Source organism: Patulibacter defluvii (genome assembly GCF_034096925.1).
Classification (GTDB): Bacteria; Actinomycetota; Thermoleophilia; order Solirubrobacterales; family Solirubrobacteraceae; genus Patulibacter; species Patulibacter defluvii.
The window spans coordinates 122,119-146,461 of the sequence record NZ_JAWZSQ010000001.1 but is presented as its reverse complement, the minus strand read 5'-3'; the positions used below and the strand labels follow the sequence as shown (position 1 = coordinate 146,461).

At 73.8% G+C, this 24,343-nt stretch carries 23 protein-coding genes; 15 read left to right on the top strand and 8 right to left on the bottom strand.

The genetic code is table 11. The features are described from left to right. Positions 1–68: 68 nt before the first annotated feature. Both SH587_RS00615 and SH587_RS00610 read left to right on the top strand, forming a co-directional pair. The gene (locus SH587_RS00615; protein WP_320668601.1) at positions 69–1,100 is read left to right on the top strand and encodes an ABC transporter ATP-binding protein; all 1,032 of its coding nucleotides are present in this window, start codon (positions 69–71) and stop codon (positions 1,098–1,100) included. Then, positions 1,097–1,945: an ABC transporter permease gene (locus SH587_RS00610; protein ID WP_320668600.1), complete on the top strand. Its 849-nt coding sequence runs from the start codon at positions 1,097–1,099 to the stop codon at positions 1,943–1,945. Before SH587_RS00615 ends, SH587_RS00610 begins: the two co-directional genes overlap by 4 nt. Here SH587_RS00610 and SH587_RS00605 read toward each other — a convergent pair. From SH587_RS00605 to SH587_RS00590, 4 genes are all read right to left on the bottom strand, one after another. Then, positions 1,942–2,751 carry an MBL fold metallo-hydrolase gene (locus tag SH587_RS00605; RefSeq protein WP_320668599.1) on the bottom strand — a complete coding sequence of 270 codons (810 nt, stop codon included), beginning with the start codon at positions 2,749–2,751 and terminating at the stop codon, positions 1,942–1,944. The two genes, SH587_RS00610 and SH587_RS00605, sit on opposite strands and share 4 nt — an antisense overlap. Before the next feature lie 16 nt (positions 2,752–2,767). Continuing rightward, positions 2,768–3,457 carry an HAD family hydrolase gene (locus SH587_RS00600; RefSeq protein WP_320668598.1) on the bottom strand — a complete coding sequence of 230 codons (690 nt, stop codon included), beginning with the start codon at positions 3,455–3,457 and terminating at the stop codon, positions 2,768–2,770. A 90-nt stretch (positions 3,458–3,547) separates the two neighbouring features. After that, positions 3,548–4,330 carry an ABC transporter permease gene (locus SH587_RS00595; protein WP_320668597.1) on the bottom strand — a complete coding sequence of 261 codons (783 nt, stop codon included), beginning with the start codon at positions 4,328–4,330 and terminating at the stop codon, positions 3,548–3,550. Further along, on the bottom strand, positions 4,327–5,316 hold the full coding sequence (locus SH587_RS00590; protein WP_320668596.1) for an ATP-binding cassette domain-containing protein: 990 nt from the start codon (positions 5,314–5,316) through the stop codon (positions 4,327–4,329). Before SH587_RS00590 ends, SH587_RS00595 begins: the two co-directional genes overlap by 4 nt. Positions 5,317–5,599: 283 nt before the next feature. On the opposite strand from SH587_RS00590, the gene sucC reads away from it, so the two are divergent. The 3 genes from sucC to SH587_RS00575 all read left to right on the top strand — a co-directional run bounded on the left by sucC (position 5,600) and on the right by SH587_RS00575 (position 8,014). Then, entirely contained in the window at positions 5,600–6,745 is a 1,146-nt protein-coding gene (sucC, locus tag SH587_RS00585; protein ID WP_320668595.1) for an ADP-forming succinate--CoA ligase subunit beta, read from the top strand. 2 nt (positions 6,746–6,747) lie between these two features. Beyond that, positions 6,748–7,638: a succinate--CoA ligase subunit alpha gene (gene sucD / locus SH587_RS00580; protein ID WP_320668594.1), complete on the top strand. Its 891-nt coding sequence runs from the start codon at positions 6,748–6,750 to the stop codon at positions 7,636–7,638. A gap of 100 nt (positions 7,639–7,738) precedes the next feature. Further along, positions 7,739–8,014, top strand: coding sequence for a hypothetical protein (locus SH587_RS00575; protein WP_320668593.1), 276 nt, complete (start codon positions 7,739–7,741; stop codon positions 8,012–8,014). Here SH587_RS00575 and SH587_RS00570 read toward each other — a convergent pair. After that, complete coding sequence (locus tag SH587_RS00570; RefSeq protein ID WP_320668592.1) at positions 8,011–8,526, bottom strand: PPOX class F420-dependent oxidoreductase; 516 nt, start codon at positions 8,524–8,526, stop codon at positions 8,011–8,013. The genes SH587_RS00575 and SH587_RS00570 overlap by 4 nt on opposite strands. A 209-nt stretch (positions 8,527–8,735) precedes the next feature. Further along, positions 8,736–10,316, bottom strand: coding sequence for a helix-turn-helix domain-containing protein (locus tag SH587_RS00565; protein ID WP_320668591.1), 1,581 nt, complete (start codon positions 10,314–10,316; stop codon positions 8,736–8,738). Positions 10,317–10,536: 220 nt separating this feature from the next. Between SH587_RS00565 and SH587_RS00560 the strand changes: the two genes are divergently transcribed. The 3 genes from SH587_RS00560 to SH587_RS00550 all read left to right on the top strand — a co-directional run bounded on the left by SH587_RS00560 (position 10,537) and on the right by SH587_RS00550 (position 16,300). Next, positions 10,537–12,594: a hydantoinase/oxoprolinase family protein gene (locus SH587_RS00560; RefSeq protein ID WP_320668590.1), complete on the top strand. Its 2,058-nt coding sequence runs from the start codon at positions 10,537–10,539 to the stop codon at positions 12,592–12,594. Between the two features lies 1 nt (position 12,595). After that, positions 12,596–14,575 (top strand): hydantoinase B/oxoprolinase family protein, encoded by a 1,980-nt coding sequence (locus tag SH587_RS00555; protein WP_320668589.1) that lies wholly within the window; start codon positions 12,596–12,598, stop codon positions 14,573–14,575. Between the two features lie 114 nt (positions 14,576–14,689). Then, positions 14,690–16,300 carry a purine-cytosine permease family protein gene (locus SH587_RS00550; RefSeq protein ID WP_320668588.1) on the top strand — a complete coding sequence of 537 codons (1,611 nt, stop codon included), beginning with the start codon at positions 14,690–14,692 and terminating at the stop codon, positions 16,298–16,300. A gap of 7 nt (positions 16,301–16,307) precedes the next feature. Here SH587_RS00550 and SH587_RS00545 read toward each other — a convergent pair whose 3' ends face one another. Beyond that, positions 16,308–17,231, bottom strand: coding sequence for a helix-turn-helix domain-containing protein (locus tag SH587_RS00545; RefSeq protein WP_320668587.1), 924 nt, complete (start codon positions 17,229–17,231; stop codon positions 16,308–16,310). Between the two features lie 61 nt (positions 17,232–17,292). On the opposite strand from SH587_RS00545, the gene SH587_RS00540 reads away from it, so the two are divergent. From SH587_RS00540 to SH587_RS00530, 3 genes are all read left to right on the top strand, one after another. Next, a complete protein-coding gene (locus SH587_RS00540) occupies positions 17,293–17,493 on the top strand; it encodes a hypothetical protein (protein ID WP_320668586.1) in 201 nt (66 codons plus the stop codon). Between the two features lie 74 nt (positions 17,494–17,567). Continuing rightward, complete coding sequence (locus SH587_RS00535) at positions 17,568–18,677, top strand: aminotransferase-like domain-containing protein (protein ID WP_320668585.1); 1,110 nt, start codon at positions 17,568–17,570, stop codon at positions 18,675–18,677. 188 nt (positions 18,678–18,865) lie between these two features. Beyond that, positions 18,866–19,282, top strand: a complete 417-nt coding sequence (locus SH587_RS00530) for a DoxX family protein (protein WP_320668584.1) — start codon at positions 18,866–18,868, stop codon at positions 19,280–19,282. Between the two features lie 150 nt (positions 19,283–19,432). Here the strand turns inward: SH587_RS00530 and SH587_RS00525 are convergent, their stop codons facing one another. Further along, on the bottom strand, positions 19,433–20,143 hold the full coding sequence (locus tag SH587_RS00525; protein WP_320668583.1) for a metal-dependent transcriptional regulator: 711 nt from the start codon (positions 20,141–20,143) through the stop codon (positions 19,433–19,435). A 77-nt stretch (positions 20,144–20,220) separates the two neighbouring features. Here SH587_RS00525 and SH587_RS00520 point away from each other — a divergent pair, with 77 nt between their 5' ends. From SH587_RS00520 to pyk, 4 genes are all read left to right on the top strand, one after another. Further along, positions 20,221–20,433 carry a hypothetical protein gene (locus tag SH587_RS00520; protein WP_320668582.1) on the top strand — a complete coding sequence of 71 codons (213 nt, stop codon included), beginning with the start codon at positions 20,221–20,223 and terminating at the stop codon, positions 20,431–20,433. Next, entirely contained in the window at positions 20,426–21,484 is a 1,059-nt protein-coding gene (locus SH587_RS00515; protein WP_320668581.1) for a glycerate kinase family protein, read from the top strand. Before SH587_RS00520 ends, SH587_RS00515 begins: the two co-directional genes overlap by 8 nt. 29 nt (positions 21,485–21,513) lie before the next feature. Further along, complete coding sequence (locus SH587_RS00510; RefSeq protein ID WP_320668580.1) at positions 21,514–22,791, top strand: NAD(P)H-dependent glycerol-3-phosphate dehydrogenase; 1,278 nt, start codon at positions 21,514–21,516, stop codon at positions 22,789–22,791. 94 nt (positions 22,792–22,885) lie between these two features. Beyond that, complete coding sequence (gene pyk, locus SH587_RS00505; protein ID WP_320668579.1) at positions 22,886–24,307, top strand: pyruvate kinase; 1,422 nt, start codon at positions 22,886–22,888, stop codon at positions 24,305–24,307. The last annotated feature ends 36 nt before the right edge of the window (positions 24,308–24,343 follow it).

The window sequence follows — 24,343 nt, the reverse complement described above, 5'->3', positions numbered from 1 at the left end:
CTACATAGGGAGTCGTGCGCCCAAATTTTGGCGTGCCAACGCTCGCTCGGAGCCCTACGCTGTGCCGCGTGGCTCCCGACGTCCCGTCCCTCCAGCCGAGCCCCGCCGCCCGCGGCTCGGCCTCCACCCCCGACCCGCCGCCCGGCGACGCCGCGATCGTCGTCGAGGGGCTCCGCAAGCGCTACCCCAACGCCCCCGTCGAGGCGGTGGCGGGGATCGACTTCCACGTCGCCCGCGGCGAGATCTTCGGCCTGCTGGGCCCGAACGGCGCCGGCAAGACGACCACGATCGGCGTCATCACCACCCGCGTCACGCCGACCGGCGGCCGGGTCCTGGTCGACGGGATCGACGTCACCCGCGACGGGGTGGCGGTCAACCTGCGGCTGGCCGTCGTCCCCCAGCGCAGCAACCTCGACCGGGCGCTGTCGGCGCTGGAGAACCTGACCTTCCACGCCAGCTACTTCGGCTTCGGCCGCCGCGAGCGGCGCGAGCGGGCGCTGGAGCTGCTGGCGCGGGTCGGGCTGGAGGGCCGCGCCGACGACCGCGTCGACCAGTACTCGGGCGGGATGGCGCAGCGGCTGATGATCGCCCGGGCGCTGATGCACCGGCCCCAGATCCTGATCCTCGACGAGCCGACGACCGGCCTCGACCCGCAGTCGCGGCTGTTCCTCTGGGACACGATGCGGAGCCTGCGCGAGCAGGGCACGACGCTGATCCTGACCACCCACGACATGGCCGAGGCCGACCAGCTCTGCGACCGGATCGCGATCGTCGACCACGGCAAGGTGATCGCGCTCGACACCCCGCGCGGGCTGCGGCGGCTGCTGCCGGCCGAGGAGGGCGTCGAGCTGGTGGTCGAAGGCGCCGACGCGGCGGCGATCGACCCGGCGGCGGTGATCGAGGGCGCCGACGGGGTCGGCCGGATCGACGTGGTCGCCAGCGACGGCGGCCGGATCACGCTGCGGGCGTTCGGCGACGCCGACGGGCTGGCGCTCGGCGGCGCGCTGCGCGACGCCGGGCTGACCGTCGTCGAGCTGCGACGGCTGGAGGGATCGTTGGAGGACGTCTTCGTCCACCTGACCGGACGGGAGATGCGATGAGCACCACGACGACCACCACGCCGCTCGGCGACGGGCCGGCGATCGCCGTCGGATCGGGCGGCTCGCCGCCCGGCACCCAGCGGCGCGCGTTCCTGGCGATCCTCGGCCGCGACCTGTGGGTGACCGTCCACCACGAGCCGGTCGCCTTCCTGGCCCAGGCGCTGCTGCAGCCGCTCTTCTTCCTGTTCGTGTTCGGCCGCGTGCTGCCCGAGATCGGCGCCGCCCAGGGCGGCTACGGCGGCCAGCTGCTGCCGGGGATCATGGCGATGACGGCGGTCACGGTCGGGCTCCAGAACACCGCCTTCCCGCTGGTGATCGACTTCTCGTTCACCAAGGAGATCGAGGATCGGCTGCTGGCCCCGCTGCCGGTCTGGGCGGTCGGGATGGAGAAGATCGTCCACGCCAGCCTGCGGGCGATCGTGGCCGCGGCGCTGCTGCTGCCGCTGGGCGAGCTGGTGCTGCCGGGCGGCCTGCACTTCCCCGGTGCCCAGCCGCTGGCGCTGGTGCTGGTGATCCTGGCCGGGGCGATCGCGGGCGCCTCGCTGGGGATGCTGCTGGGGACCGCGGTGCCGCCGCACCGGATCAACATCATGTTCGCGATCGTGCTGACGCCGCTGCTCTTCACCGGCGCGACGTTCTATCCGTGGGCGTCGCTGGACGACCTCCGCTGGTTCCAGGTGGTGACCCTGATCAACCCGCTGACCTACGTCAGCGAGGGCTCGCGGGCCAGCCTCGGCGCCAGCGAGCACCTGGCCACCTGGGCGATCGCCGTCGGCGTGGTGGCCGCGATCGCGATCTTCGGCACCCTCGGCCTGCTCGGCTTCCGCCGCCGCGCGGTCGACTAGGAGGAGCCGGCGGCGCGGTTGGCGTCGTGGATCTGCTTCTGCCGCTCGTCGTTGCGGGCGAGCGGCAGCTTCCAGTCCTCGACGTAGGCGACGTCCTCGCGCCAGATCGCCAGCGCCCGCTGGCCGTCGATCGGCCCGCCGTGGCCGGGGATCACCCAGTCGGCCTGCTGGACCAGCGGCTCGAGGCCGGCGAGCGTCGCGCGGTAGGCGCTGCGCGAGCCGTCGTTGTCGCTCCAGGTCGGGATCTCGACCGGGGACAGGTAGTCGCCGCAGATCAGGACCCGCGCCCACGGCACCCAGATCGCCATCCCGTCGGCGGTGTGGCCGGGCGCGGGGTGCAGCTCCAGCTCGTGGCGCTCGCCGCCGGGCGCGGCCGACCCGAGCTCGATCTTGCCCGGCACCGGCAGCGCCTGCAGCTCGCCGAGGCCGAGGGTGCCGTCGCGGGCGACGTAGTGCTCGGTGTCGAAGCCGCGCAGCTTGCGGACCGCGTCGCCCGGCTGGCCAGTGATCCGGGCGGCGGTCGTCTCGGCCACGCCGAGCGCGGCCTGCGGGAAGGCGAAGCGGCCGAGCAGGTGGTCCCAGTCGCCGTGGGTGGCCAGCAGGCCGGCGACGGCGAACCCGGCCTGGTTCGCCACCTGGGCGGTCAGCTCCAGCTCGTCGGGGTAGACCGGCGAGTCGATCAGGAACGCCTCGCGGGCGCCCGCCGCGTCGTCGGGCCCGGCCGGGGCCCGGACGACGGCGGCGGTCGTCTGCCAGACGCGGGAGACGACGACGAGGACGTCCGGGTGGACGGCGAGGGCGCGCACCGCGGGCCGCCCGCCGCTACTTCAGGCCGAGGATCCGGATCGCGTCGAGCAGCGTCTTGACCTCTTCGGTCGGACGCTTCGCCTTCGGATCCAGCTCCTCGCCGGTGCGGTTGATCCAGATCACCGGGATCTTCGCCTTCAGGCAGGGCTCGATGTCGCTGTGGTAGCCGGACGCGATGTGGACCCAGTTCTTCTTGCTGCCCTGGCGGCGGGCGATCTCGGTGAAGTGGGCCGCGTCGGGCTTGTAGGAGCGGACCTGCTGCGCGGTCACGACGAGGTCGAACTCGTGCGGGATGTGGCGGCGGGTCTGGCCCAGCAGCTTGTCGTCGATGTTCGAGACGAGGCCGGTCTTGTACTCCTTGCCGAGCTTGCGCAGCTGCGGCATGGTCTCGCGGAAGGGACGCCAGCGCTCGACCGAGTTGGGCAGGAAGTTGGCGCGGGCCGGCTCCTGGCGGAGATCGTCCCAGCCGATCTCCTCGGCGACCTCGCGCGCGGCGCGGCGCAGGACCTCGGCGTACAGCTCGTAGCTGCCGCCGGCGATCTCGCGGTGCTTCTCGTGGAAGAGGCGCAGCACCAGGTCGCGGTCGATCGTGAACCCGTCGCGCCCGGCCTCGCGCACGAACGCGTCGACGATCCCCGACTCCCAGTCGATCAGGGTGCCGTAGACGTCGAGGGTGACGAAGTCGATCTGCTTGGGAAGCGGCATCCCCACCATTGAATCATTGTGGACGCCGTAAACGCACGCACGCCGTCCGCCCCGCCCGCTATCGCGCGGGCGGGAACGTCCTGACGGGGCTCAGTGCCCGACCGAGCTGCGGAACTTGCGGACCGCGAAGAAGGCGGCCACGACGGTGATCCCGATCACCCACAGGAACGAGACCCAGACGTCGCTGTTGGCCGGCGCGGCCGGGCCGCCGACGAACAGGTGGCGGATCGCGTCGACCCAGGTGGTGAAGGGGTTGGCGTCGGCGAACTGGCGCAGGCCGTCCGGCATCGTCGCCGGCGGGACGAAGATGCCGGAGGCGAAGGTCAGCGGGAAGATCACCGTGAAGCCGATCGCGTTGGCGCTCTCGGCCGAGCCGCCGGCCAGGCCGATCAGGGCGAAGACCCAGCTGAAGGCGTAGCCGATCATCAGCAGCAGCACGATCCCCAGCACGACCTGGCCGACGCCGGAGCCGAACGAGAAGCCGACGACCAGGCCGACGACGATCAGCAGCACCAGCTGGAGGCTGTTGAGGACGATGTCGGCCACGGCCCGGCCCGCCAGCACCGCGCTGCGCGACATCGGCAGCGACCGGAAGCGGTCCATCAGGCCCTTGCTCATGTCGTCCGCGACGGCGAGCGCGGTCACGAAGCCGCCGAACGCGATCGACTGGACGATGATGCCCGGCATCAGGAACTGGGCGTAGTTGTCGAAGCCCGGGGTCTGGATCGCGCCGCCGAACACGTAGCGGAACAGCAGCACGAACATGATCGGCTGGATCGTGTAGCCGATCAGCAGATCGGGCTGGCGCGGGACCCGGCGCAGCTGGCGGCCGGCCAGCACCCGGGTGTCGCTGAAGGTGGCGGCCAGGCTCATCGCGGCTCCTCCGCGTCGGCGTCGGCGTCCTCGGCGGGACGGCCGGTCAGGGTCAGGAAGGCGTCGTCGAGGGTCGGGCGGTGGACGCCGATGTCGGCGATCTCGATCCCGGCGGCGTCGAGCCGGCGGACCGCGGCGGCCACGCCACCGGCGTCGCCGCGCAGCGGCAGCCGCACCAGCCCGTCCTCGGCGGGACCGTCGTCGGGCCCGGCGGCGCCGTCGGTCAGCGGCGCCAGCGCCTCGACCGCGGCGGCGGCCCGGGTCGGATCGACCAAGCGGACCTCGACCCGCTCGCCGCCGACCTGGGCCTTCAGCTGCTCGGAGGTGCCCTCGGCGATCACGCGGCCGTGGTCGATCACGGCGATCCGGTCGGCCAGGCGGTCGGCCTCGTCCAGGTACTGGGTGGTCAGCAGCACGGTGGTGCCGCCCGCGACCCGCTCCTCGATCGTCTCCCACAGCGCCAGCCGGCTGCGCGGGTCGAGGCCGGTGGTCGGCTCGTCGAGGAAGATCACCGGCGGCCGCACGACCAGCGCCGCGGCCAGGTCGAGCCGCCGCCGCATGCCGCCGGAGTAGGTGCTGGCGGTGCGGTCGGCCGCGTCGGTCAGCGAGAACTCCTCCAGCAGCTCGTGGGCGCGCTGCTTGGCCTCGCGCGGGGACAGGCGGTACAGCCGCCCGACCATCGTCAGGTTCTCCGCCCCGGTCAGGTACTCGTCGACGGCCGCGTACTGGCCGGCGAGCCCGATCCGGGACCGCAGCGCCTGCGGATCCTGGAGCACGTCGAGCCCCGCCACGCGGACGGTGCCCTCGTCGGGCGGCAGCAGGGTCGTCATGATCCGCACGGCCGTCGTCTTGCCCGCGCCGTTCGGCCCCAGCAGCCCCAGGACCGATCCGGTCGGGGCCGTCAGGTCGATGCCGGCCAGGGCATGGACGTCGCCGAAGGACTTGACGAGCCCTCGGACTTCGATAGCTACGTCGTTCTCCACCACGGTCGCGCACGCTACCTGGCGCGACGGCGTTCGTCTTGGACGTTTCGGTGAAGCGTCGTTCGCGCGGGCGCGGGTTCGAGTCCTGCGTACTCGGTCACCCCCCGGCCGGGCGGGACGTCCCGGGGCGAACGCGCGCAGCCCAGCAGAGGACTAGCATCCCCGCGCGTGGACGTCGCCGACCTCCCGGCCGACCGGCGCCCGCCCCACGCGCGACCAGTGAGCGGCGTCTCGACTGGGCATCGTCCGCCGTCGCGTCATTCCCACTGACTCAGGAACGGACCCCATGGACCTGCTGGAGTACCAAGGCAAGCAGCTGTTCGGGCGCCACGGGCTGGCTGTCTCCGACGGCAAGCCGGTCACCACCGTCGAGGACGCCGTCGCCGCGGCGAACGAGATCGGCTACCCGGTCGTCGTCAAGGCGCAGGTGCTGATCGGCGGCCGCGGCAAGGCCGGCGGCGTGAAGCTCGCGGCGAACGAGGACGAGGCGCGCGAGCACGCGTCGAACATCCTCGGGCTCGACATCAAGGGCCACATCACCCGCACGGTGTGGATCGAGCACGCCTCGGACATCGCCACCGAGTACTACGCGTCGGTGCTGCTGGACCGGTCGGCGAAGAAGCCGCTGGTGATGTTCAGCGTCGAGGGCGGCATCGACATCGAGCAGGTCGCCGAGGAGACGCCCGAGAAGCTGATCAAGGAGAACGTCGACCCGCTGGTCGGGCTGACGAAGGAGCAGGCCGTCGGGATCGCCACCAAGGGCGGCGCCGACGCCGACGTGATCGAGGGCGTCGCCGACGCGCTCGTCGCGCTCTACGAGGTCTGGATCGAGGAGGACGCCAGCCTCGCCGAGATCAACCCGCTGATCGTCACGCCCGACCGCCAGGTGAAGGCGCTCGACGCGAAGGTCTCGCTGGACGGCAACGCGGCCTTCCGCCACCCCGACCACGCCGACCTCGGCGACTCGGCCAACGCCGACCCGATCGAGCTGAAGGCCAAGGAGCAGGGCGTCACGTACGTCAAGCTCGACGGCGACATCGGCATCCTCGGCAACGGCGCCGGGCTGGTCATGTCGACCCTCGACGTCGTCGCCCAGCACGGCGGCGAGCCGGCCAACTTCCTGGACGCCGGCGGCGGATCGGACGCCGAGAAGGTCAAGCAGGCCGTCGAGCTGATCCTCGCCAACGAGAACGTCAAGGCCGTCCTCTTCAACATCTTCGGCGGCATCACCCGCTGCGACGAGGTCGCCAACGGCCTGATCGCCGCGTTCAACGACCTCAAGCCGAGCGTCCCGTTCGTCGTCCGCCTGGACGGCACCAACGACGTGCTGGGCCGTGAGATCCTCGAGCAGGCCGCGCTGCCCAACGTGTACGCGGCGAAGACGATGGACGGCGCCGCCGAGCAGGTCGTCGCCCTGGCCAAGGGGGCCTGATCATGTCGATCCTGATCGACGAGAACACCAAGCTCGCCGTCGCCGGCATCACCGGCCGCGAGGGCTCGTTCCACACGCTGAACAACCGCAAGTACGGCACCAACGTCGTCGGCGGCATCAACCCGAAGAAGGCCGGCGAGAACGTCGAGGGGATCCCGGTCTTCGCCGACTGGCAGACGACCGTCGCCGAGACCGGCGCCAACGTCGCGATGATCTTCGTGCCGCCGCCGTTCGCCGCCCAGTCGGCGCTCGAGGCCGCGCAGGCCGGCGTCGAGCTGGTCGTGATCATCACCGAGGGGATCCCGGCCCACGACGAGCTGAAGCTCTACAACGAGGTCAAGCAGAACCACCCCGGCACCCGGATCATCGGTCCGAACTGCCCCGGTCTGCTGTCGCCGGGCAAGGCCAACGTCGGCATCATCCCGGCCTCGTTCTTCAAGCCGGGCAACGTCGGCGTCGTCTCGCGCTCCGGCACCCTGACGTACCAGATCGGCAACGAGCTGGCCCAGAAGGGCTTCGGCAACAGCTCGATCGTCGGCATCGGCGGCGACCCGGTCCCGGGCAGCTCGTTCGTCGACATCATCGAGCTGTTCGAGAAGGACGAGCAGACCGAGCTGATCGTGCTCTCGGGCGAGATCGGCGGCTCGGCCGAGGAGGAGGCCGCCGACTACATCGCGGCCAACGTCACCAAGCCGGTCGTCGGCTACATCGCCGGCTTCACCGCCCCGGCGGGCAAGCAGATGGGCCACGCCGGCGCGATCGTCTCCGGCTCGGCCGGCACGGCGCAGGCGAAGGCCGACGCGCTCGAGGCGAAGGGCGTGCGGGTCGGCCGCACCCCGACCCAGACCGCCGAGATCGCGATGGAGATCCTGGGCGCCCCGACCGCGGCCTGATCGCGGCGGGAACCCCGGTTCCTCGTTCGACGGGGCGGCTGCGGCCGCCCCGTCGTCGTTCCGGGACCCGTCGCCCGCCGGCCGGCTAGGTTTGCGGCCGATGATCGAGCTCAAGGGTCTCAACGGCGAGTCGCTGATCCACGACGGGGCGACGCTGGCGAAGTTCCGCCACGGCGGGCGCGAGGAGGCGGCGCGCAACCCGCTGTCGACGTTCCGCGAGGCGCAGGTGAAGCACAAGCCGGGCAAGCGCGGCAAGCCCGGCCGCTACGAGGTGCTGATCGCGATGGCGGCGTTCTTCGCGCTCAGCGTCGAGGAGGAGCGGAAGCCGGAGCTGGACGCCCTGATCGCCGCGCTCGAGAGCGGCGCGGCCGCCTAGTCCACGGAGGCCGGCCGCAGCGCGATCGCCGTCCGCGCGGCGCGGCTGCCGGCCAGCGACGCCAGCCGCACGGCCCGCAGCTCGACCCCGTAGCGGGCGCTGAGCGCGGCCTGGGCGTCGGCGTCCTCCTGGCCGGCGAGGACGGTGGCGACGGCGTCGAGGTCGGGGCCCTGGCGGCGGCCGGCGGCGTCGGCGGGGGCGATCCGGACGTCGGGCTGGGCGGCGATCCGGGCCAGCTTCGCCTCGTCGCGGGTGGCGACGACGATCCGGTCGCCGGCGGCGGCGAACCAGGCGCTGTCGGAGATCGCGGCGCCGTCGGCGGCGAAGGTCGTCAGCAGCAGCAGCCGGTGGCCGGCCAGGGCCGGGAAGACGTCGGCGATCGCGATCGCCGTCGCGGCGTCGTCGCTGACGCCGGGCACGCGGCCGACCAGCCGCGCCGGCGCGGTGGTCACGGCGCGGGCGACCGGGGAGACGATCCGGGCCCACGGCTTGACCACGTGACGCAGCGGCATGGGCTCCAAGGGTAGGCGGCGCCGAAGGCGATCTCCAGCGCTGCGGCCCGACGTGACGGAGGCGTCAGGGTTGGGGGGTGAACGTCGCACGCCGCCGGGCCTTTCTCAGCCGTGCGACGTTCGCCACCGCCGGCGGCGGGGTTCGTGACACGGCGGCGGTGGAGGCACGGGCGTGTGACGTTGGCCCCGCCTCGCTCCCCCGCCGCCCCCTACTCCCGGAAGGCCCAGCCGAAGCGGAACGCGACGTGGAGCATCGCGATCGTGCCCGGATCGCGGAGCGAGCGGCCCAGCCGCTCCTCGATCCGGCTCAGCCGGTAGCGGAGCGAGTTCGGGTGCAGGTGCAGTGCCTGGGCGGTCGCGGTGACGTCGAGCCGGTGCTCCAGGAAGGCCCGCAGCGTGTCCTCCAGCGGCGGGCCGCCGAGGGCGTCGATCACCGCCTGCCGACGGGGGGCGTAGAGGCGCGGGTCGGCGTCGCAGACCAGCGCGGTGACCAGGTCGAGCTGCTCGTGGCGGAGCAGCCGCGAGCGCCCGTCGCCGGCCGCGTTGGCCAGCTGCTGGAGCGCGAAGCGGGCGTCCTGGTGGCTGCGCGGCAGCTGCTCGACGCTGGCCGTCGCGCGGCCGACCCCGGCGTCGAGCGGGCCGGCGGCCGAGGCCAGGTCGTGGAGCGCCGGCTCGAGCGCGTCGCCGAGCGGCACCGGCCCGATCAGCACCAGGTCGAGGTCGCGGGTGGTGAGCAGGAACGGGACGTCGTCCGAGGTCAGCCACGCCTCGAGCTCGGCCCGCACCCGCCCGAGCACCTGCGGGCCCGCCTCGCGACCGCCGGTCCGGCCCGGCTCGCCGTCGCCGGCGGCCGGCGTCCGCTGGGCCCGGACCGCCGCCACCTGCAGGCCGGCGTCGATGCTCAGCCCCAGCGCCGAGGCCCGCTGGGCGACGTGGCGACGGCCGCCGGTCGGGGTCCGCCAGCCCAGCAGCTCCTCGCACAGCTCGGCCCGCACCGTCCGCGCCTCGACCGGCCGCGGCGGCCGCGCGCGGTCGATCAGCCGCACCAGCCGCTCGGCGCTCAGCAGCGCCTGGCGGGCCAGGTGGTCGGGCAGCGCAGCACCGGCCCCGACCACCACCAGCCAGCGGCGGGTGCCGACCCGGTCGCTGATCGGCGCGGTCACGTAGCGCTGGCCGCGCACGTGGTGCAGCCCGACGCCCTTGCCGCCGCGCAGCGGTCCCCACAGCTCGTCGGGCAGCGCGCTGTCGGGCGCGCCGGTGACCGTCCCCGCCTCGTCGGCGATCAGCGCCGTGCCGGTCAGCAGCGAGCCCAACCGCCGCAGCACCTCGGCCTCGGGATCGGGCGCGCTGAGCGCCTCCATCAGGTGGTTCTGGATCGAGAGCGTGCGCTGGGCGACCTGCAGCTCGTGCGGGGTCGCCTGCTGCGCGACCGCCGCCACCAGCAGCCGGAAGGGGGTCGCCGCCGGCACCGCCACCAGCGGCACGCCGAGCTGCTCGCAGGCCTCGCGGATCCCGCGCGGGACGGCCGCATGGGCCAGCCCGACCGCGAACCCGATCGCCGCCGCCCGGGCCTCGAAGGCGCGCTCGACCAGCAGCCGCTGGACGTGGGCGCCGGGGCCGATCGCGACCCCGGTCGTCAGCAGCATCGCGCCGCTGTCGAGCCACGGCCGCGGGTCGGGCAGGTCGCAGACCTCGGCGGTCTCGATCCGGACCGCCGACGGGTCGTCGGGGCCGCTCAGCAGGCGCAGGCCCAGCTCGCGGCGGGCGAGGAGGTCGGAGAGGGTGATCACGGCTCGGCGGACCGTCGGGAAGGGGAAGCGGGCGCGGGCGCGGCGCTCCCCTGCGCAGTCTGATCGGTCGCTGACGTGCAGGCTGCCGGTTCGGTCCGCCGTGAAGCGCACGAACGGTTCGTGGGTTCCACCAGAGCCCCGCGCCGGAGACTGGCCCCGAACCGCACCGCCGGCGCCGACGGACGGCCCGGCGGGCGCTCCCGACGAGGAGATGGAACGGATGAACAGCGAACGAGACCGCCGCACCGTGGTCGCCGTCGACGTCGGCGGCACCTTCACCGACGTCTGCGTGCTCGACCAGGACAGCGGCGAGCTGCAGGTGGCGAAGGTGCCGTCGACGGCCAACCCGATCGACGGCGTCCTCTCGGGCGTCGGCCACGCCGGCGTCGACCTGGACCGGGTGGCGCTCTTCTGCCACGGCACCACGGTCGCCACCAACGCCCTGATCACGCGCCGGCTGCCGAAGGCGGCGATGGTCACCACCAAGGGCTTCCGCGACGTGATCGAGATCCGCCGCGGCACCCGCGACGACCTCTGGGACGCCTACAAGGACAACGCCGAGCCGTACGTCCGCCGCCGCGACCGGTTCGAGGTCGGCGAGCGGATCGACTGCGAGGGCAACGTCGTCGAGCCGTTCGACGAGCAGGGCGCCCGCGAGGTGGCCCGGATCCTGGCCCGCCGCGAGGTCGAGGCGGTCGCCGTCTGCTTCATCAACGCCTACGCCAACCCCGAGCACGAGGAGCGGATGGCGGAGATCCTGCGCGAGGTCCTGCCCGACGTCGCGATCTCGACCTCGAGCGGGGTGCTGCCGGAGCTGTTCGAGCACGAGCGGTTCTCGACCACCGTCGCCAACGCGGTCCTCTCGCCGCTGGTCTCCGGCTACGTCAACCAGCTCGGCGAGCGGCTGGAGCAGGACGGCTACGACGGCGACCTGCTGATCCTCCACTCCGGCGGCGGCGTGATGACCCCCGAGGCGGTCCAGAAGCTGTCGGTGCGGCTGGCCGCGTCGGGCATCGCCGCCGGCGCCGTGGCCTGCCAGCACACCGCCAGCCTCTGCGGCTACCCGAACGCGATCGGGCTCGACATGGGCGGGACGAGCACCGACATCTCGCTCGTCCACGACGGCCAGCTGCGGACCACCAACGAGTGGTTCGTCGAGTACGGCTACCCGATCTGCTTCCCCTCGATCGAGGTCCTGACGATCGGCGCCGGCGGCGGCTCGCTGGGCACGATCGACGCCGCCGGGTCGCTCCGCAACGGGCCCCAGTCGGCCGGCTCGATCCCCGGCCCCGCGGCCTACGGCCAGGGCGGCGTCGAGCCGACCAACACCGACGCCAACGTCGTCCTCGGCCGGCTCGGCGCGCAGCTGGCCGGCGGCGAGATGACCCTCGACCCGGTCCCCGCCGAGGAGGCGATCCGGACCAAGATCGCCGAGCCGCTGGGCCTCGGGGTCCACGAGGCGGCCAGCGCGATGCTGCAGGTGGCCAACGCCAACATGGCCGACGCGGTGCGGCTGATCTCGCTCCAGCGCGGCTACGACCCGCGCGAGTTCGCACTCGTGGTCTTCGGCGGCGCCGGCGCGCTGCACGGCGCGGCGCTGGCCAAGGAGCTGTCGATCCCGACCGTCGTGGTGCCGCCGCGGCCCGGCGCCTGGTCGGCGCTCGGCTGCCTGATGGTCGACATCAAGCACGACCTCTCGACGATGTTCCTGGCCGCCGCCGGCGACGCCGACCCGGCCGAGATCGAGGCCGCGTTCGCCGCGCTGGAGGCCGAGGGCCGGGCGATGCTGGAGGCCGAGAACGTGCCGCCGGAGAAGATCCGCCTGGAGCGCTCGATCGCGATGCGCTACCTGGGCCAGTGGCGCTCGATGGACGTCGCCGTGCCGGCGCCGCTGACCGACCTCGACGCCGCGCTGGAGCAGTTCCACCGCGAGCACGAGCGCGAGTTCTCCTACCGCCGCGACGACGCCCCGGTCGAGCTCTACCGGCTGCAGCTGACCGCGATCGGCGAGACCCAGCGGGTGGCGCTCCCGCGCGAGGAGGAGCGGCCCGACGCGACCCTGCCCGAGCCGGTCGAGCAGCGCGACGTCTGGTTCGACGGCGACGACGAGCCGCGGCGGACCCCGGTCTTCCACCGCGACGGCCTGCCGGCCGGGCTCCAGTTCGTCGGCCCGGCCGTGATCGACCAGCTCGACTCGACCACCCTCGTCCCGCCCGGCGTGCTGGTCGAGATCGACGAGTGGCGCAACATCCGCATGCACATCACGGAGGTGAGCTGAGATGGCTCCCGCGACGACCACCCCGTCCACGACCCTCGACCCGGTCACGTTCGAGGTCCTGAAGAACTCGTTCGTGACCCTGGTCGACGAGATGGCGGAGCAGATCCTCCGCACCTGCCACTCGTTCGTGATCTACGCCCGTGACTTCTCGTGCGCGCTCTGCGACGCCGAGGGCAACACGATCATGCAGGGCAGCCAGGACATCGCCGTCCACGTCGGCACCCTGCACCTGAAGGCGAAGGCGGTGCTGGAGGACTTCGACGGCGACATCAACGAGGGCGACGTCTTCGCCGTCAACGACCCCTACCGCGGCGGCACGCACTTCAGCGACGTCTCGGTGATCCGCCCGATCTTCGCCGACGGCGAGCTGGTGGCGATGGCCCAGGCCAACGGCCACTGGGCGGACATGGGCGGGTCGGTCCCCGGCTCGTTCGACGTCAGCGCCACCGACCACTTCGGCGAGGGCGTGCGGATCCCGCCGGTCCGGATCGTCGACCGCGGCGTCGTCCGCCACGACGTGATCGGGCTGGTGGCCCACAACACCCGCGCGCCGGGCGACATCGTCGGCGACTGCCACGCCCAGATCGAGGCCACGCGGGTGGCCGAGCAGGAGGTCTTCCGGCTGGTCGACAAGTACGGCAGCCGCACGGTCACGACCGCCTTCGGCGCGGTCCAGGACTACGTCGAGCGGCTGACCCGGGCCCGGATCGCCGACCTGCCCGACGGCGTCTGGGAGACCGAGGACCACCTCGACCTCGACCCCGGCAGCGACGAGGGCCTGGTCGCCGTGCGGCTGAAGATGACGATCGAGGGCGACGAGATCCACTACGACCTCTCGGGGTCGGACCCGGCGATCTCCAGCTTCCTCAACTCGGGCGCCGGGGTCGCCTTCTCGGGCGCGATCGCGTCGGCGAAGACGTTCCTGCCCGACATCCCGCTCAACTCCGGCTTCTACCGCGCGGTCAAGGTCGACGTCGGGCCCGAGGGCACGGTCGTCAACGCCGGCTGGCCGAACGCGGTCACCGGCTGCGTCTCGGGGGCCTACGAGAAGATCATGAGCGCCGGCTTCGAGCTGTGGTCGCAGCTGATGCCCGAGCGGGCCCTGGCCTGCTGCTTCAACCTCGAGTACCTGCTGGTCGGCGGGCGCGACGCGCGCCGCGACGATCGGCCGTTCTTCATGTGGTACGACTGGATGGCCGGCGGCTGGGGCGGACGCCACGGCAAGGACGGCCAGAACGCGACCTCGCCGGTCTTCGGCGTCGGGCTCGCGGTCCAGCCGCTGGAGGGCCAGGAGCGGCTGACGCCGGTGCTGACCTCGGTCCACGAGATCATCCCCGACTCCGGCGGCCCCGGCCGCCACCGCGGCGGCTGCGGCGTCCGCAAGGGCGGCACGCTGACCGACGTCGAGCACAGCGTGATGAGCTACTGCTGCGACCGCGGCCGGGCCGTCACCTGGGGGATCGGCGGCGGGATGCCGTCGCTCCCGCACGGGGTCTGGCTGAACCGCGGCAGCGACCGCGAGCGCTACCTGGGCGCCAACTTCTCGGGCGTCGCCGTCGAGCGCGGCGACCGCTTCGAGCGGCCCTCGGCCGGCGGCGGCGGGCTCGGCGACCCGCTCGAGCGCGACCCGGCCGAGGTGCTGGAGGACGTGATCGACGGCTACGTCACCCTCGGCCGCGCCGAGCGCGACTACGGGGTGGTGGTGCGCGAGATCGACGCCGAGCTGTCGCAGTACGAGGTCGACGCCGAGGCGACCGAGCGGGCCCGCGCCGAGCAGCGCGTCGAGCGCGTCGGCTGGCTCGACGAGGACCCGGAGGAGATCGCCACCCGCTTCCGCAACGGCGAGCTGGACGTGCTGGACCTCGTCCGCCGCCACGGCGTGATCCTCGACTGGGGCAGCGGCGAGCTGCTGCCCCGCACCACCGAGCAGTACCGCAGCCTGCTCCGGCGCCGCAGCGCCGCGCAGTGGTCGACCCCCTGACCACCGCCCTCCCTCTCCGCGGGCCGGCCGGTCGGCCGGCCCGCTCCACCGGCGGCCGCCACGTCCGGCGCGCCGCTCCACCGGCATCCCTGCCCGAGCACAGGAGGAACCACCATGGGCGTCGCAGCCCCCGAGCGTCCGCCGACGGCGGCCCCGCTCCACGTCTCCCGCACCGACGATCCACGGGTGGTCGAGGAGGCGGCCACCGAGGACTACTCGCTCCACGTCGTCCCCCGCAGCTGGCGGTTGCAGCGCGGCAAGCTGACGATGGCCTGGTACGGCGTGATGACGGCGTTCTTCTACGTCTACTTCGCCGCCTTCATCGCCCTGGCCTACGGCACCACCAACGCGCTGATCGGGATCGGCCTGACGATCGTCGCCTACACCGCCGTCAACGCGGTGCTGCTGCGGACCGGCTCGCAGAGCGGCCTGACCGTGGCGCTCTTCTCGCGCTCGATGTTCGGCGTCACCGGCGCCGCGATCCCGACCCTGATCCTGGCCGCGACCGCGATCTACTACGTGGTCTTCGAGGGCGCGGTGGTCGCCGTCGCCGCCCAGACCTACATCGGCGGACCGCTGAAGCTGTGGTACGCGATCGTCGTCTTCAGCACCGCGCCGCTGGTCTGGCGCGGGATCCGCGCGCGGCTCGACCGGATCAACGGCTGGATGCTGCCGTTCTACGCCGTCGCGATGGTCGGCGTGATCGTCTGGGCGCTGGTCAGCGAGGGCTACCACGGCTTCCTGCCCGGCTCGACCGCGGCCGCCGGCACCACGCTCCCGTGGCTGCAGGCGTTCGTCGCCTACATGGGCGTCTGGGTGCTGATGCTCTACACGATGGACTTCGCCCGCCTGGCGCGGCCCGAGGACGAGCGCTTCCACCGCAACGTGACCTTCGGCTGGCTGTACTACGCGCTGACCTTCGGGGTCAACGGCCTGATCGGGATCCTGCTGGTGTCGACCTTCGGCATCACCTTCGACCAGCTGGCGGGCCAGGAGAGCGCGCTGCCGGTGCGGATCGTCGGCCTGACCGGGTTCCTCGGCTTCGCCCTGATCGTGATCACCCAGATGCGGATCAACACGGTCAACCTGTACGTCGCCTCGACCAACCTCCAGAGCTTCGTGGCGCGGGTGACCGGCGTCTCGCTGCCGCGGACGCTGTGGGTGATCGTGGCCTGCCTGCTCGGCTACGGACTGATGCTGACCAACGTCTTCGGCTACGTCGCCGACGCGCTCGCCTACCAGGGGATCGCGATCGTGGCCTGGGTCGGGGTGGCGCTGGCCCACGTCTGGTACCTGCGGCGGCAGCGGATCGCGCTCGACGCGGTCGAGTTCCGGCCCGGACGGGTGCCGCGCGTGAACCCGGCCGGCGTCGTCGCCTGGTCGGCGGCGACCGCGATCGGCCTGGCGCTGAAGATCGCCGACACGACCACGTCGCAGACCTGGGAGCTGATCGGCCTGCCGCTGACCTTCGTGGTCGCGGCCGCCGTCTACGCCGCGATCACGACCGCCGCCCGGCCGACCTGGTTCGCGATCGCCCGCCCCCACGACCCGCTCGACGAGGTCGAGGATCCGTGGGAGGACCGGGTCCGCTGCGACGGCTGCGAGCGCAGCTACCTGGCGCGCGAGATGGACCGCCAGCCGCGGGCGCCGCACGCCACCGCCTGCGCCTCGTGCGCGGCGACCAACCGGTTCCACGCCGAGGCCCGGGCCGCCGCCCGCGGCTGAGGCCGCGTCAGCCGGCCGGGGCGTCGTGGACGTCGCCGGCCGGCCCGACCCGGGCCAGGAAGTCGCCCGGCGAGCCGCCGGAGAAGGCCCGGAAGTCGCGGTTCATGTGGGCCTGGTCGTAGTAGCCGCAGGCGCTGGCGATCTGGCCGAAGCGGTGGCCGTCGTCGCGGGCCAGCAGCGCGATCGCGCGCTCGAACCGCAGCACCCGCGCGACCCGCTTGGGCGACATCCCGATCTGCTCGCGGAACCGCTGGCTGAGGTGGCGGGGACTGCACCGCAGCTCCTCGACCAGGGTCGCGACGGCGATCGTGCCGCCGCTCTCCTGCAACCGCCGCCAGGCCCAGGCGACGTCGGGCGAGGCCGGCGAGCAGGCCGCGGCCCGCCGCAGCAGCACCGCGTCGAGGATCGCGAACCGCGCCGGCCAGTCGCCGGCGTCGGCCAACCGCTCGATCAGCAGCGCGACCGCGTCGCCGAGCAGCTCGTCGAGGTCGACCACCCGCCCGGTCAGCTCGTGCATCGGGACCCCGAGCAGGGTCGCCGCCCCGAGCGGCGTCAGGTCGAACTGCATCCCGACCACGTCGCCCTCGGAGGCGTTGATCGCGTAACGGTCGTGGAGCCCGGCGGTGAAGGCGCGGCGCGCCACCATCCGGCCGCCCGCCGTCCCGGGAGAGCCGATCTCCCACGGGGCGTCGAAGCTGACGATCATCGGGATCCGCGTGCCCGGCAGCGCCCGCCGCACGACCCGCCCGGCGCCGTGCTCCTCGTAGCCCTGGTACTCGTGGACCAGGTGCGCCAGCCGCGGATCGGGAGCCCGCTCGTGGAGCGCCCACCAGCCGCCGCCGGAGGCGACCCGGGTGACGCGCACCGGCGGGACCGCTGCACCGTCGGCGGCGCGGGCGTCGCGCGCGGTCGGCGCCGGCCAGGGGACCATCGCGCGAGGGTAGCGCGCGCCGTCCGCGGGATCCGCCGGAGCGGCGCCTACTCTGTGGTTCGTGCCCGGTTCGCTGGACTTCGCCGGGATGCTGGCGGCGCTCGAAGGGCGCCGCGCTCCCGCGCCGCGTCACCCGCTCGACGAGCTGGCCGGCGCCGCCGACGCCGCCCGCGGCCACCTGCGCAGCTTCGGTCCCGAGCGGCCCGCGCCGCCGGCCGGGGACGAGCGCGACCTGGCCCGCGCGCGTCGCCGCGGCGACTGAGCCCTCCCCCACGCGTCGGGCGCGGCGCCGCGCCGGCACGCGCCCGCGGCGAACGGCCCTCTACGCTTCGGCCCATGGCCGACTCCATCTCCTTCGCCCGAGGGGCACCCTCCGCCGACATCGTCGACATCGACGGGCTGAAGCAGGCGGCGATCGACGCCTTCGAGTCCGACCCGGCCGGGATCGCCGGCTACGGCACCGCGATCGGCTACGTGCCGCTGCGGCGCTGGATCGCCGAGAAGCACGGCGTGCCCGAGGACCACGTGCTGGTCACCAACGGCTCGATGCAGGCCGACGCGTTCCTCTTCGACGAGGTGGTCGCCGCCGGCGACGCCGTCGTGGTCGAGCGCCCGACCTACGACCGCACGCTGCTGGGCCTGAAGGAGCGCGGCGCCGACGTCCACCTGATCGGCCTCCAGGCGGACGGGATCGACGTCGACGAGCTGCGCGAGGCGCTCGAGGGCGGCCTGCGCCCGAAGCTCGCGCACGTGATCCCGAACTTCCAGAACCCGGGCGGTTCGACCCTCTCGCTGGAGAAGCGGCGGGCGCTGCTGGCCCTGGCCGAGCAGTACGACTTCCTGATCTTCGAGGACGATCCGTACGTCGACGTCCGCTTCACCGGCGAGCCGCTGCCGCGGATGCTGGAGCTGGAGAGCGAGGGCGCCGGTTCAGCGACCCGCGTCGTCTACGCGTCGTCGTTCTCGAAGACGGTCTGCCCCGGCGTCCGCGTCGGCTACCTGGTCGGCCCGCCCGAGCTGATCGGCCGGATCGTCCGCCGGGCGACGAACACGTACATCGCCCCCAGCCAGGTGGCCCAGGCGATCGTCCACCGGTTCGTCTCCGGCGACCGCTTCCCGACCGCGCTGCAGACGGTCAAGGCGGCGCTCGAGGAGCGGGCGACGACCCTCGGCCAGGCGCTCCGCGAGCACCTGCCGCAGGCGTCGTTCGTGCAGCCCGAGGGCGGCTACTTCCTGTGGGTCGAGCTGCCCGAGGACCAGGGCCACGACTGCGCGAAGATCGCCACCGAGGCCGCCGCGCGCGGCGTCCAGATCGTCAAGGGCACCGACTTCCTGCTGGAGGGTGGGCAGAACGCCTTCCGCCTGGCCTACTCGGCGGTCACCGCCGACCGGATCGACGAGGGCGTCCGGCGCCTGGCCGAGGCGGTCGCCGCCGCCCAGGGCTGATCCCCCGCGCCCGCCGCCGCGGCGGGCTCGACGTTCGCAGGACCTTCGCGCCCCGCCGGCTTCCCGGCGGGGCGCGATCCGTTTCAGGGCCGGGCCGTGGAAGAGAAATGGACCGTGGTCCGCTTTTGCGCTATGGTGCTCGTTGCAACAGCAACTGCCAACCGCGCAACGATCTTCGGAGCCCTCCCATGGACATCGTCTTCCTCGTCGGCCGCGTACTGCTCGCGGCGATCTTCCTGCTCTCCGCCATCGGCCACTTCACCCAGGCCGACGGCATGGCCCAGTACGCCCAGTCGAAGGGCGTGCCCGCCGCCAAGGCCGGCGTGGTCGGCAGCGGCGTGATCGCGCTGCTGGCCGCGATCTCGCTGATCTTCGGCATCTGGACCGACCTCGGCGCGCTGCTGCTGGTCGTCTTCCTGATCCCGGTCAGCGTGATGATGCACGCCTTCTGGAAGGTCGACGAGCCCCAGGCCAAGCAGGGCGAGCAGATCAACTTCAACAAGAACCTCGCCCTCGTCGGCGCGGCCCTGATCCTCTTCTACCTGGTCAACCAGGGGCAGGACATCCCCGCCGGCCTGACCGACCCGCTCTTCAGCCGCTGGTAGCGGGCGGCGCCTGGCGTCCCGCCCACGGGTGGATGCCTGGTGTTCGTGGACCGAGCAGGTCGGGTCGGACGGCGCGAGAGCTGTACTTCGTACTGCCGAGCGCCGGCCGGCCCGAGATGCGACGCGTCCACGGACGCCAGGCGCCGCCCGCTAGCGGCCGAACGCGACCTGGTCCAGGACCACGGCCGCCGGCAGCCCGACCCGCTCCGGCGGCGACGGGTCGGCGCGGACCGAGACCGTCTCGGCCGAGCTGTGGCTGATCGAGTGGCGGACGCCGTCGGCGTCGTCGAAGGCCACGTGGTCGTCGTCGCGCTCGACGACGGTGCCCTCCAGGCCCGGCGTGATCCCCGCCCCGTAGAGGTAGTGGAGGATCTGCTCGGCCTCGTTCTCGAACCGCAGGATCGTGATCTTCGCCCCGACCTCGACGTCGGCGAGCGGCGCGCCCGGCACCCGCTGGCCGACCGCGATCGGGTGGCCGTGGGGGCAGGTCGTGGCGTCGCCGATCGCGTCGCGCATGCCCTGCTCGATCGCGGGGCTCATCGCGTGCTCCATCCGCTCGGCCTCCTCGTGGACCTCGTGCCACGGGATCCCGAGCACGTCGGTGAGGAACCGCTCGACCAGCCGGTGGCGGCTGACGACGTTCTCCGCCACCGACAGCCCCTCGTCGGTGAACGAGATCCGCTTGCGCTCGTCGCGCGTGATCAGCCCGTCGCCCTCCAGCCGCTTGACCATCTCGTGGACGGTCGGGGCGGACAGCAGCATCGCCCGCGCGACGTTGGCCGCGGTCAGCGGCAGCTGAACCTCGTGCAGCCAGTAGAGCGTCTCGAGGTACTCCTCTTCGCCAGCGGTCGGGTGGGACATGGCCCCATCGTACCCACCGGCGACTGCCGAGCTGGGACGGGGCCGAGAACGCCGGACCGATGAACTACGCTAGGACGGTGGCCTCGCCCGGATCCTCGTCCAACCCCCGGTTGAGCACCCTCGACATCGCCAAGATCGTGCTCGCGATCGTGGCCGTGATCGTGCTGGTGCGGGTGGTGTTCTGGATCATCGGCGCGACGATCGCGATCGTCAGCACGCTGCTGGTGGGCGCCGCGATCCTGGCCGCGGCCTGGGTCCTCTGGAGCCTGCTCTCCAACCGCGGTGACTGACCCGCCGGCGCCGCCGGCGCCGCGTCGCGGTCCGCGCCCGGCGGCGGTGCCGGAGCAGCCGGTGCTGGTCGCGCCCGACGCCTTCAAGGGCAGCTTCGGCGCCGCCCGCGTGGCCGGCGCGATCGGCCGCGGGCTGGAGCGCGCCGGCCTCCGCCCGCCCGACCTCTGCCCGGTCGCCGACGGCGGCGAGGGCACCGCCGAGGCGCTGCTGCTGGGCCTCGGCGGCGAGACGGCGGCGGCGACCGCCCGCGACCCGCTCGGCCGCCCCCGCCGGGCCGGCTTCGCGCTGATCGAGGACGGCGGCACCGCGATCGTCGAGGTCGCCTCCGCCGGCGGCCTGCCGCTGCTGGCCGAGGACGAGCCCGACCCGCTGCGGGCCACCAGCCACGGCACCGGCGAGCTGATCGTGGCCGCGGTCGCCGCCGGGGCCGCGGTGGTGCTGGTGGCCTGCGGCGGCAGCGCGACGGTCGACGGCGGCGCCGGCATGCTCGAGGTGCTGGCCGACGCCGGGCTGCGGTTCGACGGCCGCGGGGCGGTCGACGCGCGGCTGGTCTGCCTTTGCGACGTGCGGACCCCGTGGGAGCGGGCGGCGGCCGTCTTCGGTCCCCAGAAGGGCGCCGCCCCCGAGCAGCTGCCCGCGCTGCAGGCGCGGATGGAGCGGATCGCCGGCGAGCTGCCGCGCGACCCGCGCGGGACCCCGATGAGCGGCGCCGCGGGCGGGATCGCCGGCGCGCTGTGGGCCGCCCACGGCGCGCGGCTGGAGCCCGGGGCGCGGTTCGTGCTCGACGCGCTCGACGTCCGCGAGCGGATGCGGGCGGCGCGGGCGGTGGTCGTCGGCGAGGGCCGGATCGACCGCACGACGCTGGAGGGCAAGATCGCGGGCGAGATCGCCGTCGACGCCCGTCAGAGCGGCGTGCCGAGCTTCGCGATCGTCGGCCAGCACGCCCTCGACCCCTTCGGCGTGCGGATCCTGGACCTCCAGGTGGTGCTCGAAGCGGGCGACCTCGACGCGCTCGCCGACGCCGGCGAACGGCTGGCGGCGTACCTGTGAGGAGGCCGGCGGGTAGTACTTCCATTGAGATGTCCGAGCGCCCCCGACCGCTCGCCGCGCCCCTGCGCGGCGTCAACCTGCCCAACCCGCTCGGGCGCCGCGCCGTGGTGGTCGGCGCCGGCTCGTTCGGGACCGCGGTCGCGGTGCTGCTGGCGCGCGGCGGCTTCCGGACGACGCTCCAGACCCGGACCGCGGAGCAGGCCGAGCAGCTGCGGGCGGCGGGCGAGAACGAGCGCTACCTGGCCGGGGTGCCGCTGCCGCCGAACCTGCGGATCGAGCCGATCGACGCCGGTCCGGGCAAGGCCGAGTTCGTCTTCCTGGGCGTGCCGTCGGCGCAGCTGGGTGACGTCGTCGACCGGCTCGAGCGCGAGGGGCTGGACAAGCGGACGAAGGTCGTCTCGCTCAGCAAGGGCCTGGTGCCGCCGCTCGGCGTGCCGCCGACGGTGCTGCTGGCCGAGCGCTTCGGCACCCAGCGGGTGGCCTGCGTCGGTGGTCCCGCCCACGCCCGCGAGATGGTCACCCAGGGGGCCGGGCTGGTCGCCTCCTCGGCCGACGAGGAGCTGGCCGCCACGATCGCCGCCGTCTTCCTGCGCGCCGGGGTCGTCTGCGAGCACACCGACGACCCGGTCGGCGTCGAGCTGGCCGGCGCGGCCAAGAACGCGGCGGCGCTGGCCGCCGGCGCCACCGAGGGCCAGGGGCTGAACGCGGCCGGGGCGGCGGCCGGCCACATCTTCATCGAGGTCTGGCGGCTGGCCGAGCGGCTCGGCGCCCAGCCGGCGACCTTCATCGGCCTGGCCGGCACCGGCGACCTGGTGGCGACCGCACTGGCACCCCAGAGCCGCAACCGGCGGGCCGGCGAGCTGCTGGCCGCCGGCGTCCCGACCGGCGAGATCCCGGCCCGGATCGGCCAGGCGGTCGAGGCCTTCGAGTCGGTGCCGCTGCTGGCGTCGGCGCTCGAGCGGCACGGCATCTCGGCCCCGGTCACGACCGGGCTGGTGCGGCTGATCGGCGGCACGCTGCCGCTCGACGACTGGGTGGCGCTGGTGCGGACCACCGTCCCGCCGCCGGCCAGCTGGCGGGGATCCGCCGACGGCCGCGAGCCGGGGCCGCTGAGGCGCTGGTGGCGGCGGCTGCTGGAGCGGATCGGCCTGCGACGCCCGGCCGAGCTGGAGCGCGGAGCGTCCGGCCCGGCCCTCGACGGCGGCGCGCCGGGCCCCACGCCGGTCGCCGACGTCGACGGCGAGGCGGTCCCCGAGCCGCCGGCGCTGGAGCCGGGCGCGGCGCGCTCGGCCGCCGGCGACGGCTGACCGGCGAGCGGCGACGCGCCACTCCCCCGACGGACGGCCGGCGCTCGTCACCGGCAGGTCACGTGCCGCGCGCTCCGGGACCTAGAGTGAGGGTGTGTCGCAGCCCGCTCGCCGTACGAAGATCGTCGCCACCATCGGCCCCGCCAGCCGCGACCCCGAGATCCTCGTCCGGATGATCGACGCCGGGATGGACGTCGCCCGGCTCAACTTCAGCCACGGGTCGCACGAGGATCACGCCGACACGGTCGAGCGGGTCCGCGCCGCCGCCGACCGCGCCGGCCGCTCGGTGGCGATCCTCCAGGACCTGCCGGGGCCGAAGATCCGGCTCGGCCAGGTGGCCGACGAGCCGGTCGACCTGCGCGAGGGCGACGCGGTGACCCTGGCCTCGGGCTCGGTCGACGACGTCGGCGACGCCCGCCGGCTGGTGGTCGCCTGGGACCGCTTCGCCGACGCCGTCGAGCCCGGCGAGGAGGTCCACCTGGCCGACGGGATCGTGCGGCTGCGGGTCGAGGCGGTCCGCGCGGGCGAGGGCGAGGCCGACTGCCGGGTCGAGCTGGGCGGGCCCGTCTCCAGCCGCAAGGGCGTCAACCTGTCGGGTCCCGCCGACCTGCTGCCGGCGGTGCCGCAGGAGGACCTGGAGCACCTGGCCGCCGGCAAGCAGATGGGGGTCGACCTGGTCGCCGTCTCGTTCGTCCGCCGGCCGGAGGACATCGAGGCCCTGCGCGCCCGCACCCGCTGTCCGCTGATCGCGAAGTTCGAGAAGCCGCAGGCGATCGAGAACGCCGAGGCGATCATCCGCGTCTCCGACTGCATCATGGTCGCGCGCGGCGACCTCGGGATCGAGCTGCCGATCGCGCGCGTCCCGCGGGTCCAGAAGGAGCTGATCGCGATGGCCGGCGCGCTCGCCCGGCCGGCGATCACCGCCACCCAGATGCTGGAGTCGATGGTCGGCAGCGCCCGCCCGACCCGCGCCGAGGTGACCGACGTCGCCAACGCGATCCTCGACGGCACCGACGCGGTGATGCTGTCGCAGGAGAGCGCCGTCGGCCGCTACCCGATCGAGGCGGTGCGGACGCTGGCCGCGGTCGCACGCGAGACCGAGGCGGTCGCCCCGACCTTCGACTGGAACCAGCGCCGCGTGCGCCGCGACAGCACCGATCCGGCCTGGGCGATCGCCCGCAGCGCCGTCCACATCGCCCAGGAGTTGGACGCGGCGGCGATCGTGGTGCCGTCGCTCTCCGGCCGCTCGGCCCGGCTGGTCTCCGCCCACCGCCCTGACCGCAAGGTGATCGCGCTCTCGCCGAGCCGCGAGACGGTCGCCCGCTGCAACCTGATGTGGGGCGTGCAGGGCGCGATGATGGCCCACCACGGCGTGACCGAGGAGCTGATCGCGGATTCGGCGGCGAAGGTGGTCGAGCTGGGCTGGTGCCGGCCCGGCGACCGGGTGGTGATCACCGCCGGCCTGCCCAGCGGCACCCCGGGCACCACCAGCCTGGTCCAGGTCCAGACCGTCTAGCGGCCTACGGCGCCGGCGCCGCACCCGATCGGCGAT

Excerpts from the sequence above, each read along its gene's own strand:
- SH587_RS00610 (WP_320668600.1), top strand. The coding sequence starts at position 1,097 with ATGAGCACCACGACGACCACCACGCCGCTCGGCGACGGGCCGGCGATC.
- SH587_RS00600 (WP_320668598.1), bottom strand. The coding sequence starts at position 3,457 with ATGCCGCTTCCCAAGCAGATCGACTTCGTCACCCTCGACGTCTACGGC.
- SH587_RS00595 (WP_320668597.1), bottom strand. The coding sequence starts at position 4,330 with ATGAGCCTGGCCGCCACCTTCAGCGACACCCGGGTGCTGGCCGGCCGC.
- sucC (WP_320668595.1), top strand. The coding sequence starts at position 5,600 with ATGGACCTGCTGGAGTACCAAGGCAAGCAGCTGTTCGGGCGCCACGGG.
- sucD (WP_320668594.1), top strand. The coding sequence starts at position 6,748 with ATGTCGATCCTGATCGACGAGAACACCAAGCTCGCCGTCGCCGGCATC.
- SH587_RS00575 (WP_320668593.1), top strand. The coding sequence starts at position 7,739 with ATGATCGAGCTCAAGGGTCTCAACGGCGAGTCGCTGATCCACGACGGG.
- SH587_RS00570 (WP_320668592.1), bottom strand. The coding sequence starts at position 8,526 with ATGCCGCTGCGTCACGTGGTCAAGCCGTGGGCCCGGATCGTCTCCCCG.
- SH587_RS00560 (WP_320668590.1), top strand. The coding sequence starts at position 10,537 with ATGAACAGCGAACGAGACCGCCGCACCGTGGTCGCCGTCGACGTCGGC.
- SH587_RS00555 (WP_320668589.1), top strand. The coding sequence starts at position 12,596 with ATGGCTCCCGCGACGACCACCCCGTCCACGACCCTCGACCCGGTCACG.
- SH587_RS00550 (WP_320668588.1), top strand. The coding sequence starts at position 14,690 with ATGGGCGTCGCAGCCCCCGAGCGTCCGCCGACGGCGGCCCCGCTCCAC.
- SH587_RS00545 (WP_320668587.1), bottom strand. The coding sequence starts at position 17,231 with ATGGTCCCCTGGCCGGCGCCGACCGCGCGCGACGCCCGCGCCGCCGAC.
- SH587_RS00535 (WP_320668585.1), top strand. The coding sequence starts at position 17,568 with ATGGCCGACTCCATCTCCTTCGCCCGAGGGGCACCCTCCGCCGACATC.
- SH587_RS00530 (WP_320668584.1), top strand. The coding sequence starts at position 18,866 with ATGGACATCGTCTTCCTCGTCGGCCGCGTACTGCTCGCGGCGATCTTC.
- SH587_RS00525 (WP_320668583.1), bottom strand. The coding sequence starts at position 20,143 with ATGTCCCACCCGACCGCTGGCGAAGAGGAGTACCTCGAGACGCTCTAC.
- SH587_RS00510 (WP_320668580.1), top strand. The coding sequence starts at position 21,514 with ATGTCCGAGCGCCCCCGACCGCTCGCCGCGCCCCTGCGCGGCGTCAAC.